This is a genomic window from Fibrobacter sp. UWT3 (genome assembly GCF_900230125.1).
In the GTDB taxonomy this organism is placed as follows: domain Bacteria; phylum Fibrobacterota; class Fibrobacteria; order Fibrobacterales; family Fibrobacteraceae; genus Fibrobacter.
The window spans coordinates 235,240-252,306 of the sequence record NZ_OCSS01000003.1 but is presented as its reverse complement, the minus strand read 5'-3'; the positions used below and the strand labels follow the sequence as shown (position 1 = coordinate 252,306).

Genomic DNA, 17,067 nt, shown 5'->3' with positions numbered 1-17,067 from the left:
CAGGAAAAAACCGACCACTTTATACCGGCTTTTCTCAAAAAAATAATTTGTTACTTGATATTCTAAAAACATCAGACAAGAGGTGCTTCCGCAAATAATAGGCGCCTGAAAATTTCCTATAATTAAAGAAGTATGCCCGTAGAATTCCTACAGCAGGAACCTTCCGGAGGTTCCAGCCATGCAACCCGCCTCGTGATGATGTACGACGGGTCGGGCAGACGCATCTCCAAGACTCTCCTTACGAGGGCGAGCGACTCGCAGGGCTGGGACACGACCCTCGTGACGCACTACACGGGCATAGGCACGGAGATACGCGAATACAAGCCAAGGAACTTCGTGCGGTATACGGACTCTGCGGGGGTGGAACACTGTGTTTCCGCGAACCCGGACTATGGCGGCAACGCTTCTACCGCATGCCCCCTGCCCGACACGGTGAAGGCAGTCATCCCGCTGCCGCATGGACTCGGGCGCTACGCCCTGCAGGATGTGGGCCAAGTCAACGAGAACGGCGCCCCGCAGGCGTTCGAGTGGTACCTGAAGAACCACCTGGGCTCCACGATGGTCGTGTACGGGACTGGATTCCCCGACCCGCTGGGCATCTCGCCCGAGGGCGAACTGCGTGCCGCCTACGACTACCGCAGTTTCGGCGAACAGATAGAACTCACGTCACCGTCAACGGGCAAGGTGACCGAGAATTTCACCGGCAAGGAGAAGGATGACGAGACTCAGCTGGATTACTTCGGTGCACGTTATCTAGACCCGATGCTCGGAATGTGGACTTCAGTTGATCCAGCAAGGCAGTACCAGAATCCGTATCTTTATGCCGGAAATAATCCGATTATGCGAATTGATCCAGATGGGAACCAGGATGATTTAGGAAGTCAGGTTCTTGGCATCTTTTTGCGTGACTTAGAATACAATACTGGCGAAGCATTAAAACAAACAGCAGAAGAGCTTTCTGGAGAGCTTTGGCGTCTTTCTAAAGATATGGCCGCCGTTGGAGCAACCTTTGATTCAGATCCGGAAAGTCGTTTGTTCCTCACTCTTCTTTATGGCGGGATGAGTCTAGCAGAAGGTATCTACACAAAAGACCCTGTGGAAGTTACTATAGGTATTATTGGAATTACAGCCAATGCAAAAACACTTGAAGGACGCATTGGTGTAAATTTGGCTTTAGATTTATTATCTCTTGAAGCGAGGCATTTAATATCTACATATATGAAAGATGATGGCCCTACAATGATGTTACCGACTTCTGGCCCAGCTCCTGCAGATAGAACAAACACATCTATTCCTTATTTTGAGGAGTAAATAGAATTATGATAAATTTCTTTTGTTTTTTTATAACACTATTCTGTATTTGCTATTCCATAAAAAATAAAAGCATCGGATATCGTAGTGTTAAAGTAAATTGGGAAGAAAGTCCTATAGTTTTTATATTATTTCTTATTATGTATGTTGTATTTTTGATATTTTTATTTATTTGGATGCTACAAGACATGAATATCATTTATAGCACTTATCCAGTTAAATAAAAACTTTTAGAGGTCGCCACGGCGGCCTTTTTCCAGAACTAATACAAAAAGCCGAAAAGCCAGAGCGGAATTTTGTTGCCCAGGGCATACTCGATATCGTCCGAAGCGATAAACGCGTTCGTGACTCCGGCAATCTGTTTCCCGTCCTTGCTTTGCCCGCCCACCTCGACAGTCCATTTGCGATCGATGCGGAAGTCTCCGCGGTTTGCGTATTCCAGCGTATGCTGGTACGAGAGTTGGTTGGCGAAGAATGTCTCGCGTTCCGTCCCGATTTCGACTTGCATAAGCGACAGCGCATGCAGCAGGTTGCAGTTTTCCATATAAATCTTGTCGGGCTTCTGCATCCGCTTGATGTTCTGTGTATCGCTATACAGCAGGTTAATCAACTTCGCCCTGCCGAGGTGAGAAAGGTAATTCACGATGGTGTTGCGGTTTAGTTCCGCCGTCTGCGCCATCTTGCTGATGTCGACGGCGAATGGAGCCCCGGAACTCACGACCGCAAGCAGGCTGCGGAGTTTCCGCACGTTTGCGATATCGACGCCACTCAGTTGCGGTAACTCGATTTCCAGAATCAGGTTCACCACTTTTTGAACCTGCGTCAGGTAGTCGATGTTCTTTTCCAGGAAAAAGGGGTAGTAGCCCTCCTTTAGGTAGGGCTTGAAGTACTTGAGCGGTTTGCAGGCGCTGACAACTGCTGTGGATGCGTCTAGCGGATGTTGCAGGATGTCTTCTAACGGAATAGCCGGCAGCGAGATACCCTCCTTGAAAAGCAGGTATTCGCGGAACGACAGCCCCTGCATGTCGTAACTCACGCAGCGGCGCGAAAGGTCCGCCTCGGCGTTCAGGATGTTCAGGAGAGAAGAACCCGTGAACACGACTTTCAGGTCGGGAAAACCGTCGTAGATGTTCTTGATTTCACGGCTCCAGCCATCGTACTTGTGGACCTCGTCCAGGCACAGGCATTTCCCGCCCCGCTTGTAGAATTCATCCGCCAAATCGAGAAGCGTGTGACGGGCAAAGTAGATGTGGTCCAGGCTTGCGTAAAGGCATGCATCGGGCGCGGTTCCGTATTCGCTCTTGATATGCTGCAGGAGCAGGGTGGTCTTGCCGACACCGCGTGCCCCGCGTATGGCAATCAGACGCGATTCCCAGTTGATTTTCGACATCAGGCTTCGCTGGTTGGGCATGTCGAGCCGGGAAAGCATACGTAAATGTTGGGCTTGCAATTGTTCCATAAGCCGGACCTCTGATTGCTGTTTTTGTTTAAATATACGTTATTTTGCTTAATGAAACGAGCGTTTTTGTGCAAAATTTGCTTATTTAGTTAAGCAAATGTCAAAAAGAGCCTGAAAACGTCGTTTTCGTTGCAAAAAACTGGTCTAGCGAGACGGGCCTGAAACGGATAAACTTAAAATTTCCTATGATTGGATTGAGTATATAAGAGGCTTGCCATGAAGGTTTATATAGCGCAGATGAACGTTGTTCCGGGAAAGCCGGAAGAAAATTTCAAGACGATGAAGGCCGCTGTCGCGCGCGCCAAGAAGGCGGGTGCGGAAATGGTCGTGTTCCCGGATTGTGCCGTTTCCGGGAATTACGAGGGGCTCGGCTCGAGGAATACGGAATGGTCGTTCCAGAAGGCTTGCTGCGATGCGGAAAATGCCCTGCAGAAACTCTCGAAGGGTATCGAGATTCTGGTGGGTTGCAGCGAGGAGTTCGACGTGTGCATGTACAACCACTACGTGAACGGCAATATGGACGGCTGGGAGCATGATTTCGAGGTGTATTCCGGCCTGCAGCAGTTTACGCTGGAAAAGGAAAGCGAGGTGGACGCCGTCTGTGGAGTGTTCGCGAAGGACAACAGGAAGCCCGTAATCTACGTGAACGCGGTGGGAACCGAAAATTCCGGCAAGAACATCTACGCGCTTGACGGTGCAAGCCGTGTCTACGATGCAAACGGGAAGGTCGCTTTCCGCATGGAGCAGTTCAAGGCGGGCGAGGCGCTCGTCGAAATCAGGAACGGCAAGGTGAAGGCTTTGCCGCTGAACGGCAAGCCCGCGCCGAAGTCCGCGAAGCCTGCCGAAAGGATTGCCCAAATTCACGATGCGCTCGTGTACATGATCCGCGAGAACCTCGCGCGGTTCCATATCGCCCGCATGGTCATCGGTGCGAGCGGCGGTATCGATAGCGCCGTGTCTGCGGTTCTGTATGCGGAAGCGATCGGGCCCGAGAACGTGTACCTCGTGAACATGCCGACCCGCTTCAATTCCGACACGACGAAGAATGCGGCCCGCGACCTTGCGAAGAACCTGAAGACGCCCTACATGGTGGCCCCGATTTCGGACATGCTGAATGCGGTCTGCGATAGTCTCGGCAAGTGCGAGTTTGTCCGTAGCGACAAGAAGATTAAGGTGGAAGGCCTCAACTACGAGAACCTGCAGGCGCGTACGCGTTCGGCTTCGGTGCTTCTGACCGTTGCCTCCGTGCTTGGCGCCGGTGTCACCTGCAACGGTAACAAGAGCGAGGCCACTGCCGGCTACTGCACGCTTTACGGCGACAGCTGCGGCGTGATGTGTGCGCTCGGTGACCTGTGGAAGACGCAGGTGTACGAACTGGCCCGATACATCAACCGCAAGAAGGAAATTATCCCGAAGGCCTCCATCGATATCCCGGCGAGTGCTGAACTCAGCGAGGCGATGAACGTGGACGAGGGCAAGGGCGACCCGATCAAGTACCCATATCACGACAGGCTGTTCGCCTACTGGGTGGACCAGAACCATGGTCTCGAGGATACGGAGAAACTGCTCGAGAAGGGAACTCTCTGCAGGGAAATCGGGGCGGACCCGAAGTACTTCAAGAAGCTTTTCAAGACGAAGGCCGATGCGCTCGAAGACATGCGCGCATGGCACAGGCGCTTCCGTGGCATAGCTGTGGCAAAACGCATCCAGTTCCCGCCCATCCTTTCGCTGAGCGGGATGGCTTTTGGCGGCGAGTACCGCGAGAGCCAGGGCGTGTAGGCCCGGAATTTCTGGAAGGTTAACGTTAGACAGGCAGGTAAGTTATGGTGAAGCGCTTGTTGGATGCTCTCGATTCTGTGCTGCTTGGCAAGCACGAAAGTGTTGAAATGCTCGTGATGGCGCTCCTGGCCGACGGTCACGTGCTTATCGAGGATGTTCCCGGTACCGGGAAGACGACGCTTGCGAAGGCGCTCGCCGTGGCCATAGGGGCGGACTTTGCCCGCATCCAGTTTACGCCTGACCTGCTGCCGGCCGACGTTACGGGGGGCGCCGTGTACAGGGCGAATACCGGAGATTTTGAAATCCGCAAGGGTCCCGTGTTCACGCAGGTGCTGTTGGCCGACGAGATTAACCGCGCATCGCCCCGCACGCAGAGTGCGCTCTTGGAAGCGATGGAAGAACGCCAGGTGAGTTTGGAGGGCGAAACCCACAGGCTGCCCGAACTCTTCTTTGTGCTTGCGACGGAAAACCCGGTGGAGTTCCACGGGGTTTTCCCGCTGCCCGAGGCGCAGATGGACCGCTTTATGGTGCGGCTCTCCATCGGGTACCCGACTCTCGAAACCGAAATGCAGATACTGCACGGGCACCGCGAAGGCACGCCGCTTTCGCGTCTGGAACCGGTTACGAACGTGCAGGAGATTCTTGTGGCTCGCGAGAATGTGCGCAAGGTGCATATCGACGAGGCGCTCGAACGCTATGCGGTACAGCTCGTGCAGGCGACCCGCAGTGACGCTGGCGTGCGACTTGCCGCAAGCCCCCGCGCCGGCCTCAACCTGGTGAAAATGGCGCGGGCTTCGGCCTATGTCGCGGGGCGCGACTTCGTGAATCCGGACGACATCCAGAAAGTTTTCTACCCGGTCATGGAACACCGCGTGTTCCCGAAGAATGCGGGCGAGGGGGCGAGTCGCCGGATTCTTGAAGCCATCGTGCGCGAAGTGAAAATCCCGAAATAGAACCGCGGGGAACTATGCGCCGATTCTTGAGCTGGTTCCTGGGTGCGATACCCCGTGCGCCCAAGCGTGCGGGCCTCCTGATGCGCCTCTACTACGTGTGGGGGGAGTATTTCACGTACCCGGGCCGCGCTTGCGCCGCCCTGTTCCTCTTCTCGATTTTCGCGGGTGCATTCGCCGGCTTCTGGGCTGCCTGGGTGTTCTCGGGTTTCGTTTTCCTCTTCTTCCTCTCGCTGGTCCCGTCGCTCTTCCTCACGGCGAAAAAGACAAAGGTCTCGGGTACAATCTCCCGCGTCGAGCACGCTACCGAGGGCGAAAACGCCTACGTCTCGGTGCACCTCCAGGCAGGAACCGCAATAGATTGCGTGTGGGCGTCGTGCTCCCGCATGGACCCGTCGCTCGCTGGCGAGAACTCTCCGGAAATCCGCGGGCTACCCGCGGGCGGTACTGGCGAACTGCGGGCCTGCATCCGCACCAGGTTCCGGGGCGCCTACCGCATTCCGAAGGTTTCGCTCACCTTTCCCGAAATCAAGGGCATGCTCTGCTATCCGTTCAAGGTGGGCGAGGCTGAACTGCTTGTTTACCCTCGCCCGAAGAAGCTTGTCGCCTTCCCGTTTTTGACGGCGGGCCAGAGCGGGCTCGCCTTCGTGCCGCTATTGATGAGCAACTTTATGCGCGGGCTCGATTTTGCGGGCGTGCGCGAATACCGCGAGGGCGATTCCCTGCGCGACCTGTACTACAGGGCGTTCGCCCGTTACGGGAGACCGTTCACCAAGGAGTTCGAGGGCGAACGCGGTGCGGGTGTGGTGCTCGTACTCGATACGCGGGCGCGGAATCTGCGTGAAAAGTCCCTGCTGGAACCGATGATCCGGCTTGCGGCAGGCATCGGGATGTGGCTTTTGGACCGCGGCATTCTCGGGCGTCTCTTCGTATGCGATGACGAGTTTTCGCTTGCAGGGGCCGACGGCGCGAACGTATTGCTCGAAACGCTTGCGCGCATACCCCGCGCGGAAATTTATACCCGCGATAAACATGCGCGCGATAAACATGCACGCGAAAAAAATGCCCGCGACCCGAAAAAAACTTCCCGCGAGCCGGAACTCTGGTCGCCCGCGGCGCGCCCGATGGGGCCCGTGCTCCGCGTGGGGCTGTTTGCGGCAGTCGACCCGCTTGTGAACAAGCAGGTCGTGGTTTGCGACAAGCCGGCTGAATCGCGCGACGACACCTTGTTTGTGCCCGCAGAAAACCTGGATGCGGGGGAGGTCTCCCTATGAGAAGGTTCTCCCTCCGCGAAAAGGCGAAGACATTCCTCCTTTGCGCAGCTTCGCTGAACCTGGGCTTATCTTCCGACTTGTCCTGGCTTGGCATTATCTTTGTCGCAGCTTTTATCGTTCTCCTTTTCCGCTACGATGCGTCGCACGTTCCCGTTTACCGCAAGTCAATCGCCTACGGGTTAATTGTTCCCTTCGCCATCTGGTGGGTGCTTAGCCCCGAGATGGAATACGGGATGTCTCCCTGGCTCGTGTTCATCCCCGCTTACTACCTGCTTTCGCTCGCGTACCTGCAAAAACGCAGTCTCGGGAATGGCGGTTATGATGTTTTCGTGCTGTTCAACGGTGTTGCCGTTTTGCTGCTCAGTTGTTTTCAGGCATCGCGCTATGGAGTCTTGCTTAATGTCTTTGCGTTGTTGCTCCTGCTGCATGCCTATGCTCGTCCTGGAGTCAAGTGGTGGAAGCATGCGCTGTTCCTGCTGCTGTTCTTGGGGCTCTCGGCAATATCTTTCGGGGGGCTCAAGTACTGGCAATCGCATGGGCATAACCGTGCCGAAAGGATGGCCGACTATTACGCCAAGCGCCACCTGATGGGCTTTGATCCTGTGGTAAAGCTCGGATCGTTTGAATCTAACTTTGCGGGCAAGTACAATCGCGAGGTTGTCCTGCGCGTATGGGACACTCTCGCTCCGACATACATGCGCGCCGCCGTGTACGAAAAATACGTGGGCGGCATCTGGAAACTCCCGGCACACCGTGACCGCATGCTTTATTCTGCCCGCTACAAGGTGGATTACGCCGTGTTCGAGACTCGCGATTCCGTGTCGTCAGCCGATAGCACGTACCCGGTGTGGGTACAGTCTACGCTCGATAATTTCGGGTTTATTTTCGCCCCCTACAATGCCGTTGCGGTTGCTGTGAAGAATGCGGATTCCGTGGAGTATTTCAAGTCGAATGTGTTCAAGCAGGGCGAAACCCGGCGGGGAGACTGGTTCTACTATATGCCGCTGCCGAGCGGCCCCACGGGGCCGTACGTCATGGGTACGTACGCTAGCGATACGCCGGACAGTTCCTACTTGCAGGTCTTTGCGCCCCTCGCAGGCTTCCTTGATACGGTTGCGATGGAAATTGGACTCGATACGATTCCTGACAAGCCGGCTATAATGAGGGCTTCTAGATACTCTCGCGCAATAAGCGATTACTTCTTGCGCCATTTTGCTTATTCCCTGCGTGTTGACGAATCTAAGGTGGCCGACAAACTGGGTGCGAAACCTGACCCGTTGCGCGTCTTCTGGGCGACCCGTTCCGGTTATTGCGAGTATTATGCGACGTTGTCTGTGCTCCTGTTGCGCCGTGCAGGTATCAAGGCGCGTTACGTGACGGGTTTTGCCCGCCCGGAAATCGAGCCGGGACGCCCGTATGCCATATTCCGCCGCAACTCGTCGCATGCGTGGGTAGAAATGCGCAGCATGGGTTTCTGGACAACGTTTGACCCGACGCCTCCGCTGTTCGTGGTAAAGGTGGAGCGCCCCTCCTGGTTTGCGATGAAGTTAGAATCACTCCGCGCGCGTTCAGCCCGCATATTCCATGTGCTGCGTGACGGGGAATGGAGGCTTGCGCTGAATTCCTGGCAAGATGCCGTGCAGAACATCTTCTCGGGGACTGCCCTCTACGTTGTTCTCGGGTGCATCGCGCTTGCGGTTGTTTTGTTCAGGTTTGTGCGGGCGCTACGCCGTCGCAGGTCGAATGCGGTTTTGGCACAGTCCGTGCAGCACTGGGTCAAGGGTCTCGAGGCTGCGGAAAAATCACTTGCAAGAATCGGGCTTGTACGCGAGCCCGGAGAAACGGTCGGTGCGTTCCTTGCCCGCTGCGAAAGCGAAATGCCTGCGGGCGAAAAGGATTCTCGCGTATCCCGAAGGATGCAGGCACGCCTGCAGTCTGCGATTCAGTTCCTTCGGGAGTACGAGGAGCAGCGCTGGAGAATATGAGATTAGGGAGGGACTCGCACGGCGGCCCCTCCCTAAGACCCACCCGGCACGCTCAAACACGCCATGCATGAGTTAAACAACGTGTCTGCGTGTTAGAGCATGCGCACCTTCGGTGCGATGGACTAGGGCGGGGCTCGCACGGCGGCCCCTTCGGTGCAAAAAAGAAAAGTCCCGCTTGCGGCGGGGCTTCTCGTGTAATATCCGGTACCAGACTACTGCATCACGCGGACGAAGTTCTCGGTAGAGTTCGCCTTCGTGAGTGCGTCCGTCATGTCGTTCTCGTGGAACACAACCTTGTTCAAGTTGAGGTTGGTTACGCTGAGGGTCGGTGTAAGCGTGTAGGATTGTCCCGTAATCAGGCAATCGGAACGCCCAATCTTGATCTTGAGGCTTGCGCCGAGGATTTCCCAACTGCCGTAGGTCTTGGTTCCGCCACATCCGCTTGATGCCATTTCAGAAACATTGCTCGTGGTGAACGTGAATTCAAACTTGCCGTCGTCGGTAATGACGAGCGTGCTCGGTGCTGTCCCGTAATTGTGCCATACCTGGGAGCCGTCCATGGTTTCGATGCCGTTCAGGTTCCAGGTGCCTACGAGGCAGTCCTCGTTCAGGCCCGCGGCGCAGAGTTCTTCAAGGGTCGGTTCGCTTTCGTCTTCGCTACAGGCAGAAAGGAAGCAGAGGCTCGCTGCGGCGATGGCGGTCAGGAAAATTTTCTTCATAGTATTCCTCCGGGAATGTTTTTTAGGAATATATATAAATTTTGGGGCAAAAAGGGGCTGGTGTTGCTCTTTTATACAACGGAATTTGCTGTTTTGGGCGTCAAGTGGCCCCGATTTGTATTTATTTTAACTCCTGTAGGCTTGGGTTATGGGCCTATGTTGTTTATGGAGTAAAAAATGAATCTTAAGACTTTGGCGCTCGCAGCGTGCGCCGCTACGGCTGTATACGCTGCTCCGGACCCGAATTTCCACATCTATCTCGCGTTTGGCCAGTCCAACATGGAAGGTCAGGGCGATGTCGGGCAGCAGGACAAGACTGTCGATGAGCGTTTCCAGGTTCTCTGGGCCGCCAATAACGGTTCCTGCTCGGGCAAGACCAAGGGCAAATGGTCTACTGCCGTGCCTCCGCTGGCGCACTGTCAGGGAGCGAAACTCGGCCCCACGGACTACTTCGGCCGTACCATGGTCGAAAAAACGGATTCCCAGATCAAGGTGGGTGTCATCGTGGTGGCTGTTGCAGGATGCAGTATCGACCTGTTTGACAAGAACAACTACGCAAATTATGCGAGGTCGCAGCAGAGCTGGATGACCCAGCGCATCAACGAATACGGAGGCAATCCCTATGGCCGCCTGATCGAGATGGGCAAGATAGCGCAGGAAGTCGGCGTCATCAAGGGCATCATCTTCCACCAGGGCGAAACGGATGCCGGTAACGGCCAGTGGCCCTCCAAGGTCAAGAGCGTCTACGACAACATCGTCAAGGATCTGGGGCTCGGTAACGATATCCCGTTCCTCGCGGGTGAGGTCTTGCGCAGCGGTAGCAGTGCCGGAGCGAACAACAACATCGCGAAACTCCCGCAGCAGTCCAAGAACTTCTACGTGGTCTCTTCCGAAGGCTTCAACCAGGCTCTGGGCGATGGTCAGAACGTGCACTTTACCGCACAGGAATACCGCGACTTCGGTAAGCGCTATGCCGAAAAGATGATTGAGGTCCTGGGCGACAAGGTCAAGCCTGTCGGGACTGCAGCCGAGTCAAGCAGTAGTGAAGCTGTCGTTGAGAGCTCCTCGAGCGAGGCTGTAGTGGAATCGTCCAGCTCTAGCCGCCATCACGGCTGGCCGTCGTACTCCTCTTCTTATATCGGTACGATCGATCCTACAGCAATCAATGTGCCGCAGGCCCAGTCCCGCTTTATCGGCAAGGCTGTCGTGAATGCGGGCAAGGTAACAATCCCGGTCGCGATGGAAAAGAGTCCGATTGTCGCTAAGGTGTTCAGCATGCAGGGCAAGGCCGTCCTCGACTTCAGTGACAGTTTTGCAGGCGGTTCGCTCGGGTTCGATACCGCAAGGCTCCCGCAGGGCAGCTACATGCTCTCCGTGCAGGTCGGTTCTGAACGCTCCGTGCAGAAGGTTCAGATAAAGTAATTAGAATACTGGAACGCGAACTCTAATCGCAAACAAGGAAAAGCCGGTTATGAGGCAACCTTGGGTTTGGCTTGGAATGGAGTGATAGGGTAGTGTTCGAGTAGGTCCCGGGGCGTAAGCCTCGGGGCTTTTTATTTGTCGATTCCGGTTACAGTCAGCACTTTGCCCGCTACCTTGAATTTCACGTTCATTCCGGCGAACGCAATCCCGTAGATGCGTTCGGGGTCATCGTGGTAGTGGGGCCGCGGGTCCTGTTCCAGAACCTGGATGAGCGCATCCCGCTTGTCTCCGGGAATGTGCCCGAGAATTTCCGGTGCGATTTCTACCTGCAGGTTGTCGTAGCGCCTGCTTTCTGCAAAGCCGCCCGATGCGTTCGGGATAGAGTCCGCGTAGGGCAGGTAGGGTTTGATGTCTACGATGGGGGTGCCGTCCATAAGGTCGGCGCCGCTCACGACAATCTCGGGACCGTCGTTTCCCTCAAGGCGGATTTCCTCAATCTTCACGCAGCTCATCGCAATCGGGTTCGGCCTGAAGCTACTGCGGGTGGCGAACACCCCGAGCCGCGTATTCCCGCCGAGGCGCGGCGGGCGCACTGTCGGCTTCCAGGTTTCGCGCACGTTCTCCGAGAATATCCAGAGGAGCCACAGGTGGCTAAATCCTTCCAGCCCGCGGAGTGCGTCCGCATTCCTGAATTCGGGCTCGAACCGTATAACAGAATGCAGGGCGGGTGCAAGCCCGCTCTGCCTGGGTATCCCGAATTTTTCGGGAAAGTCGCTCTTGATGCGTGCGATTATCTTGAGGTTCAGGCTGTCCATGCCCGGAATGGCCTACGACTGCACCGTACCTTCGTCAAGCCCCATGACCGGCACGTACTTGACGGAACCGTCGGCGTGGATAATCACGGCGACGCCCGCGAGGAAGTTGAGCCAGCTCTTGTCTTCGTGGTGCTTCATTTCCAGGAGCCTGCTCGTTGCGAAAATCGTGAGCGGGTAGAGCATCTGGTCGTGCGAGACCACGACACTTATGCGGCTTTGTGCGGCGACCTGGGCGATGATGATCTCGTTCATGAACTGGGTGCCGCGTTCCATGAGGTCGTAGAATCCTTCGTCGTAGTTTACGGTCGGGTCAGGGTATTCGTTGTACGCCCAGCGAGAAACGACGTCGTAGCTGCTCGAAACAGTCGCGTTGTATTCCTCAATCTTTGCGTGATCCTTCTCGAACCAGCCTCCGTTCAGGTCCTTGAGGGCCATGTGCGAGAATGTTGTCTGCCCGCGACCCTGGGCTATTGCCATGCAGGTCTGCTGCGTGCGCGGGATTTCGGAATGCCAGTATTTCACGTCTTCGGTGCTTGCAATCTGCTTGCCGACAGAAATAGCCTGTTCGTAACCGAGTCCGGTAAGGACTCCGTCCACGTCGGTGCTGGCCGTGCGGTGGGCGTGGCGCAGGATGAACACTGCCTTGTCGGTGGGCTGGAGCGATGCGAAGATCTTCTTGATGCCGACGAAGTTCGTGTAGGCGGCTGCGTTCGGGTCGAACGGGGAGGTGTCGCTGTCGTCGAGGATGTTGCCCGCAAATTCACCGTTGCAGGTGACCTTTACGCCCGAACCGAAGGTTACGGGTTCGGTGACGCAGCCCATGTCCGGAAGCGCGACCGCTTCGGTCGAGAACGCGACTGCGTCTATGGTTCCGCTCGAAGTCGGGGTGGGACCGACCGGGTCAGTGCTGGAAGAAGAAAGCGGAATGCCGTCGGAAGACGTGCCGGGGAGAGTTCCCTCTGGCCCTGCCGAAGACGTGGGGTCGGTACCGTCGGAGGAACCCGGCTGTTCGATGCCGGAACTCGGGGTCGTGTTGTCGGGACCGCTGGAACTGTCGTCACCGCAGGCGGTAAGAGCCAGGGCGGCAAACAGGGAAATGGGGAGTACTGCTAACTTTTTCATAATTCTATATCTAACTTATTCCACCCTGATTTACAAGTAAAAATTTGGCAAAAGGTGCCCCAAAACGCCCTTTTGTGGCAATTTTCACTTCTTTTCGCCCGAATACGATGCGTCGGCGCGCTCGTTGCGGCGCTTGAGTTCCTGGTTCAGCGGCCAGTAGATGCATGCGAACAGGGCATACCCGCACAGGAGCACAATCCAGTGGTTCAGGTGGAGGAGCGTCTCGAGGTAGCGCATCTCGATAAACATGATCGGGCCTGCGATGAGGAACAGCGGGAGTTGCCTGCACTGGTCACCCAGAGAATAGCGGCTCTCGTAACTCACGATGGAGTTCATCATCGGAAAACTCGTGCAGAAACCGCCCATGAGGTGCTTGATGACCATGAGGCCCGAGACGACGCCCGCGATTGCCGGGGCCTTGATGTACACGGGGAGCGGGGTCTTGTACCGCACGCCGGATTTGTACTTCTGCTTTTGGAAGAAGATTATGCCTACGATGAAGTCAAATGCGCACACCCCGAGGAACATGGCCTCGGTATCGGGGACGATAGGCATGAGGAAGGTGCCGAGGGCGACAAAGAAGGCGAGTCCGAGCGCGATGGAGGGAATAATCGGGATTTTGACCTTGTAGTGGAGGATTCGCACGATATGCACGTAGAGAAAGCACATGAACCCCGAAATGGCGTTTGCGGCCCCCATCGGGAGCCCGACGGCTATGTAGGCGAACCCGCAGGGGATGGGGATGGTGGCGGCTACGGCCTTGAGTTGCGGGTCCTTGGTGTAGGCGCTGAAAACGCCCAATGCGGTCACCATGAACACGAGCAGCCAGTCGTAGAACGCGAAATGGAGGTTGAGGCTTTCCAACATGGAGGGAAAATTTAAAAAAATTAGTCCTTTTCGGCTCTTTTGGGTATAGATTTCTTTATAAGGTCGTCGGATGCCGGCCAGGTCTAGTAAAAAAGAGGTCTCTATGCTTACTATTCCATGCTATTGGTATTTGGTCCCGGTTGCAGCGTTGATTGCGCTCGCCATGGCGTTTTTCTTCTACCGTTTCATGAAGCGGCAACCCGACGGCACCCGCAAGATGAAGGCGATTGCGCATTTCGTGCGCGTAGGGGCGTTTGCCTATCTCAGGCGGCAATACAAGACGGTCTCCATCGTATTTGCCGTGCTTTTCGTGATATTCGTGGTGCTTGCCATCATGGGCATCCAGAACCCGTTCGTGCCGGTAGCCTTCCTGACCGGCGGCTTCTTCAGTGGGCTTTGCGGATTTTTGGGCATGAAGACCGCGACATACGCGAGTTCCAGGACGGCGAACGGCGCCATCAGCAGCCTGAACCGCGGGCTTGTCATCGCTTTCCGGAGCGGTGCTGTGATGGGGCTCGTGGTGGTGGGTTTCGGCCTGCTCGATATTTCGGCCTGGTTCTTTGCGCTCAACTACATCTACGACCACAACGTGTGGAATTTCGGTGCCGGTGTGGCCACAAAGCTCTCGCTCGGGGTCTGGAGCGCCGATATGGTGAATAACGCCGAATGGGCGCACGCGAAGATGGTGGAAATCACCACGACCATGCTTACCTTCGGGATGGGCGCTTCCCTGCAGGCGCTGTTCGCCCGCGTGGGTGGCGGTATCTACACGAAGGCGGCCGATGTCGGTGCCGACCTTGTGGGCAAGGTCGAGGCGGGCATCCCCGAGGATGACCCGCGCAACCCGGCGACCATTGCGGATAACGTCGGTGACAACGTGGGGGATGTCGCCGGGATGGGCGCCGACCTCTATGAATCTTACTGCGGGTCCATACTTTCGACGGCTGCCCTCGGGGCGGCCCTCCCGATGGGCGGTATGAAGCTCGTAATCGCCCCGATGGTGGTGGCGGCAATCGGGATACTCCTTTCGCTCGTGGGTATATTTGCAGTCCGCACGAAGGAAACCGCCGACACGAAGTCGCTGTTGCGTTCGCTCCTTACGGGAACGCTCGGCTCCTCGGTGCTTATCCTCGTGGCGCTCCTTGTGCTCGTGAAACTCGACTTCATCTCGATGGGAATCTTCGGCTCCGTGCTTTCGGGCCTTGCCGCGGGAATCCTTATCGGGCAGTTTACCGAGTACTACACTTCCGATGCGTACAAGCCCACGCGCGGCATTGCGGGCCAGGCGAAACTCGGGGCCGCGACTACGATTATCGACGGCATTTCCGTGGGCATGTTCTCCACGGGGCTCCCGGTGGTGACGATTGTGGTGGGTATCATCTTCTCGTTCGGCTGCTCCGGCGGATTTGACAACATGGCGATGGGCCTTTACGGCGTGGGCTTTGCCGCGGTGGGCATGCTCAGCACGCTCGGCATCACGCTTGCGACCGATGCCTTCGGGCCGATTGCTGACAACGCGGGCGGTAACGCCGAGATGGCGGGCCTCGACCCCGAAGTGCGCGCCCGTACCGACGAACTCGATATGCTCGGGAACACTACCGCCGCGACGGGCAAGGGATTCGCGATTGGCTCTGCCGCCCTTACCGCGATGGCGTTGCTCGCTTCTTACGTAGAAGAAGTGAAGATTTGGCTCGGGCACCTCGCGACCTCTGCGGAGGGCGTGTGGAAGGTGGGCTCCGTCGCGTTTGCGAACGGCGCGAGCGACCTTGCGAATGCGCTTTCGGGAGTCGCTGGCGTCAAGTTCCTGGATGGCGGCACGCGTGCGATTGCCGAGAACGGCGACCTGCTCGGTATGGTCGCGAACAAGGTAAATTACGCGGACTTCATGCAGATATACAACCTGAACCTGATGAACCCCATGCTGCTCGGCGGACTGTTTATCGGCGCGATGATGACGTTCGTGTTCTGTGCGCTCACCATCAAGGCGGTGGGGCGTGCTGCAAGTGCTATGGTGGAGGAGGTACGCCGCCAGTTTCGCGAGATTCCGGGAATCATGGAGGGCACCGCCGAGCCGAACTACGCGCGCTGCGTGGATATCTCGACGACGGGTGCCCAGCACGAGATGATTGTGCCCTCCATCCTTGCGGTGGTCGTGCCCGTGCTGGTGGGGCTGTTCATGGGTGTAGCGGGCGTGTTCGGGCTGTTGGCCGGCGGGCTTGCAAGCGGGTTTGCGCTTGCCACCATGCTCAACAACTCGGGTGGCGCCTGGGATAACGCGAAAAAGTTTGTCGAGAAGGGCAACTACGGCGGCAAGGGCTCCGATACGCACAAGGCAGCCGTGGTGGGCGATACCGTGGGCGACCCGTTCAAGGATACCGCCGGCCCCTCGCTCAACATCCTCATCAAGCTCATGACTATGGTGAGCGTCGTGTTTGCCGGCGTCATCGTCCGCTTTGGAGATATGTTCTTCTAGTGGACTCTCCGTCCGTTACGTCCAGGACTAATTCTATATTTGCCTGCGATGAAAATCCTGTTCACAGACCTTGACGGCACGCTATTGACCGACGGCAAGCGCATTTCGGAAACCGATATGCGCTCTATCCGCGCGATGATCGATGCGGGCCACAAGTTCGTGATGACTACGGGCCGGCCGCTCACGAGCGTCAAACAGTTGGCAGAACAGTACGGGTTCCTGGAACCGGGATTTTTCCTCGTGAGTTTCAACGGCGGGCTCATCTACGATTGCGGCGAAAAGAAGCCGATTCTCACGCGGTACATTCCCGTCGATGAGGTCAAGGCCATCATGGATGCTGCTCACGCCCGCGGGATGCACGCGCACACCTACTCGGGCGACCTGGTTGTTTCGGAATACGAGACGGAACAGCTCAAGACGTATTGCCGCCTGATGAAGATGGATTACGTTGTTGTAAATGACATTCGCGAGTATTACGGCAAGTTTGTGAATGTCGTCGTAAAGCCCCCCATCAAGGTGAACATCATTACGCCCTTCGAACATTCGGGCCTCGTGGATTTCCGTACCGAGATGCGCAAGACTACTGAGGGCAAGCTTTTCGACGTGTTCAGCAAGCCCGAAATGCTCGAATTTTCGCACATGCAGAGCAACAAGGGAGCTGCGGTACGCTTTATGGCCGACTTCTACAAGGTGCCGGTTGCCGATACGATTGCGGTGGGCGACGAAGAGAACGATTGCCCCATGATCGAGGCGGCAGGTACAGGTGTCGCGATGGCGAACGCCTCGCAGGTGGCGAAGGACATTGCCGACTACGTGACGGTAAACGATAACAACCATTCGGGAATCACCGAGGTTATCGAGAAGTTCGTGCTGGGCTAGGGATAGATTTTC

13 protein-coding genes are annotated in these 17,067 nt (G+C 56.4%); 8 read left to right on the top strand and 5 right to left on the bottom strand.

From position 1 onward, the window contains the following. Positions 1 to 132: 132 nt before the first annotated feature. Complete coding sequence (locus tag CRO08_RS12625; RefSeq protein WP_097036488.1) at positions 133 to 1,311, top strand: RHS repeat-associated core domain-containing protein; 1,179 nt, start codon at positions 133 to 135, stop codon at positions 1,309 to 1,311. Between the two features lie 262 nt (positions 1,312 to 1,573). Here CRO08_RS12625 and CRO08_RS12615 read toward each other — a convergent pair whose 3' ends face one another. Further along, positions 1,574 to 2,770: an ATP-binding protein gene (locus CRO08_RS12615; protein ID WP_097036486.1), complete on the bottom strand. Its 1,197-nt coding sequence runs from the start codon at positions 2,768 to 2,770 to the stop codon at positions 1,574 to 1,576. 216 nt (positions 2,771 to 2,986) lie between these two features. Between CRO08_RS12615 and nadE the strand changes: the two genes are divergently transcribed. Genes nadE through CRO08_RS12595 form a run of 4 tightly spaced genes read left to right on the top strand, consistent with a single transcriptional unit; the run spans position 2,987 to position 8,758 of the window. Beyond that, positions 2,987 to 4,549: an NAD(+) synthase gene (gene nadE / locus CRO08_RS12610; protein WP_097036485.1), complete on the top strand. Its 1,563-nt coding sequence runs from the start codon at positions 2,987 to 2,989 to the stop codon at positions 4,547 to 4,549. A gap of 44 nt (positions 4,550 to 4,593) precedes the next feature. Further along, positions 4,594 to 5,502 (top strand): MoxR family ATPase, encoded by a 909-nt coding sequence (locus CRO08_RS12605; RefSeq protein ID WP_097036484.1) that lies wholly within the window; start codon positions 4,594 to 4,596, stop codon positions 5,500 to 5,502. A gap of 14 nt (positions 5,503 to 5,516) precedes the next feature. Further along, positions 5,517 to 6,773 (top strand): DUF58 domain-containing protein, encoded by a 1,257-nt coding sequence (locus tag CRO08_RS12600; protein ID WP_097036483.1) that lies wholly within the window; start codon positions 5,517 to 5,519, stop codon positions 6,771 to 6,773. Next, positions 6,770 to 8,758, top strand: a complete 1,989-nt coding sequence (locus tag CRO08_RS12595; protein WP_097036482.1) for a transglutaminase family protein — start codon at positions 6,770 to 6,772, stop codon at positions 8,756 to 8,758. The genes CRO08_RS12600 and CRO08_RS12595 overlap by 4 nt, the downstream gene beginning before the upstream one ends. 212 nt (positions 8,759 to 8,970) lie before the next feature. Here the strand turns inward: CRO08_RS12595 and CRO08_RS12590 are convergent, their stop codons facing one another. Next, positions 8,971 to 9,477, bottom strand: a complete 507-nt coding sequence (locus tag CRO08_RS12590) for a lipocalin family protein (protein ID WP_097036481.1) — start codon at positions 9,475 to 9,477, stop codon at positions 8,971 to 8,973. Positions 9,478 to 9,654: 177 nt separating this feature from the next. Here CRO08_RS12590 and CRO08_RS12585 point away from each other — a divergent pair, with 177 nt between their 5' ends. After that, a complete protein-coding gene (locus CRO08_RS12585; RefSeq protein ID WP_097036480.1) occupies positions 9,655 to 10,899 on the top strand; it encodes a sialate O-acetylesterase in 1,245 nt (414 codons plus the stop codon). Positions 10,900 to 11,030: 131 nt separating this feature from the next. On the opposite strand, the gene tsaA is transcribed toward CRO08_RS12585, so the two are convergent. From tsaA to CRO08_RS12570, 3 genes are all read right to left on the bottom strand, one after another. Continuing rightward, entirely contained in the window at positions 11,031 to 11,714 is a 684-nt protein-coding gene (tsaA, locus tag CRO08_RS12580; protein WP_097036479.1) for a tRNA (N6-threonylcarbamoyladenosine(37)-N6)-methyltransferase TrmO, read from the bottom strand. 12 nt (positions 11,715 to 11,726) lie between these two features. After that, positions 11,727 to 12,836 (bottom strand): histidine phosphatase family protein, encoded by a 1,110-nt coding sequence (locus CRO08_RS12575; protein WP_097036478.1) that lies wholly within the window; start codon positions 12,834 to 12,836, stop codon positions 11,727 to 11,729. Positions 12,837 to 12,920: 84 nt separating this feature from the next. Further along, positions 12,921 to 13,703 (bottom strand): hypothetical protein, encoded by a 783-nt coding sequence (locus CRO08_RS12570; protein WP_097036477.1) that lies wholly within the window; start codon positions 13,701 to 13,703, stop codon positions 12,921 to 12,923. Positions 13,704 to 13,806: 103 nt separating this feature from the next. On the opposite strand from CRO08_RS12570, the gene CRO08_RS12565 reads away from it, so the two are divergent. Together CRO08_RS12565 and CRO08_RS12560 are read left to right on the top strand one after the other, a co-directional pair. Beyond that, a complete protein-coding gene (locus CRO08_RS12565; RefSeq protein ID WP_097036944.1) occupies positions 13,807 to 16,176 on the top strand; it encodes a sodium-translocating pyrophosphatase in 2,370 nt (789 codons plus the stop codon). A gap of 48 nt (positions 16,177 to 16,224) precedes the next feature. Continuing rightward, positions 16,225 to 17,055, top strand: a complete 831-nt coding sequence (locus CRO08_RS12560) for a Cof-type HAD-IIB family hydrolase (RefSeq protein WP_097036476.1) — start codon at positions 16,225 to 16,227, stop codon at positions 17,053 to 17,055. Positions 17,056 to 17,067: the final 12 nt, after the last annotated feature.

Excerpts from the sequence above, each read along its gene's own strand:
- CRO08_RS12605 (WP_097036484.1), top strand. The coding sequence starts at position 4,594 with ATGGTGAAGCGCTTGTTGGATGCTCTCGATTCTGTGCTGCTTGGCAAG.
- tsaA (WP_097036479.1), bottom strand. The coding sequence starts at position 11,714 with ATGGACAGCCTGAACCTCAAGATAATCGCACGCATCAAGAGCGACTTT.
- CRO08_RS12585 (WP_097036480.1), top strand. The coding sequence starts at position 9,655 with ATGAATCTTAAGACTTTGGCGCTCGCAGCGTGCGCCGCTACGGCTGTA.
- CRO08_RS12595 (WP_097036482.1), top strand. The coding sequence starts at position 6,770 with ATGAGAAGGTTCTCCCTCCGCGAAAAGGCGAAGACATTCCTCCTTTGC.
- CRO08_RS12590 (WP_097036481.1), bottom strand. The coding sequence starts at position 9,477 with ATGAAGAAAATTTTCCTGACCGCCATCGCCGCAGCGAGCCTCTGCTTC.
- nadE (WP_097036485.1), top strand. The coding sequence starts at position 2,987 with ATGAAGGTTTATATAGCGCAGATGAACGTTGTTCCGGGAAAGCCGGAA.
- CRO08_RS12565 (WP_097036944.1), top strand. The coding sequence starts at position 13,807 with ATGCTTACTATTCCATGCTATTGGTATTTGGTCCCGGTTGCAGCGTTG.
- CRO08_RS12575 (WP_097036478.1), bottom strand. The coding sequence starts at position 12,836 with ATGAAAAAGTTAGCAGTACTCCCCATTTCCCTGTTTGCCGCCCTGGCT.
- CRO08_RS12625 (WP_097036488.1), top strand. The coding sequence starts at position 133 with ATGCCCGTAGAATTCCTACAGCAGGAACCTTCCGGAGGTTCCAGCCAT.
- CRO08_RS12560 (WP_097036476.1), top strand. The coding sequence starts at position 16,225 with ATGAAAATCCTGTTCACAGACCTTGACGGCACGCTATTGACCGACGGC.
- CRO08_RS12600 (WP_097036483.1), top strand. The coding sequence starts at position 5,517 with ATGCGCCGATTCTTGAGCTGGTTCCTGGGTGCGATACCCCGTGCGCCC.
- CRO08_RS12615 (WP_097036486.1), bottom strand. The coding sequence starts at position 2,770 with ATGGAACAATTGCAAGCCCAACATTTACGTATGCTTTCCCGGCTCGAC.
- CRO08_RS12570 (WP_097036477.1), bottom strand. The coding sequence starts at position 13,703 with ATGTTGGAAAGCCTCAACCTCCATTTCGCGTTCTACGACTGGCTGCTC.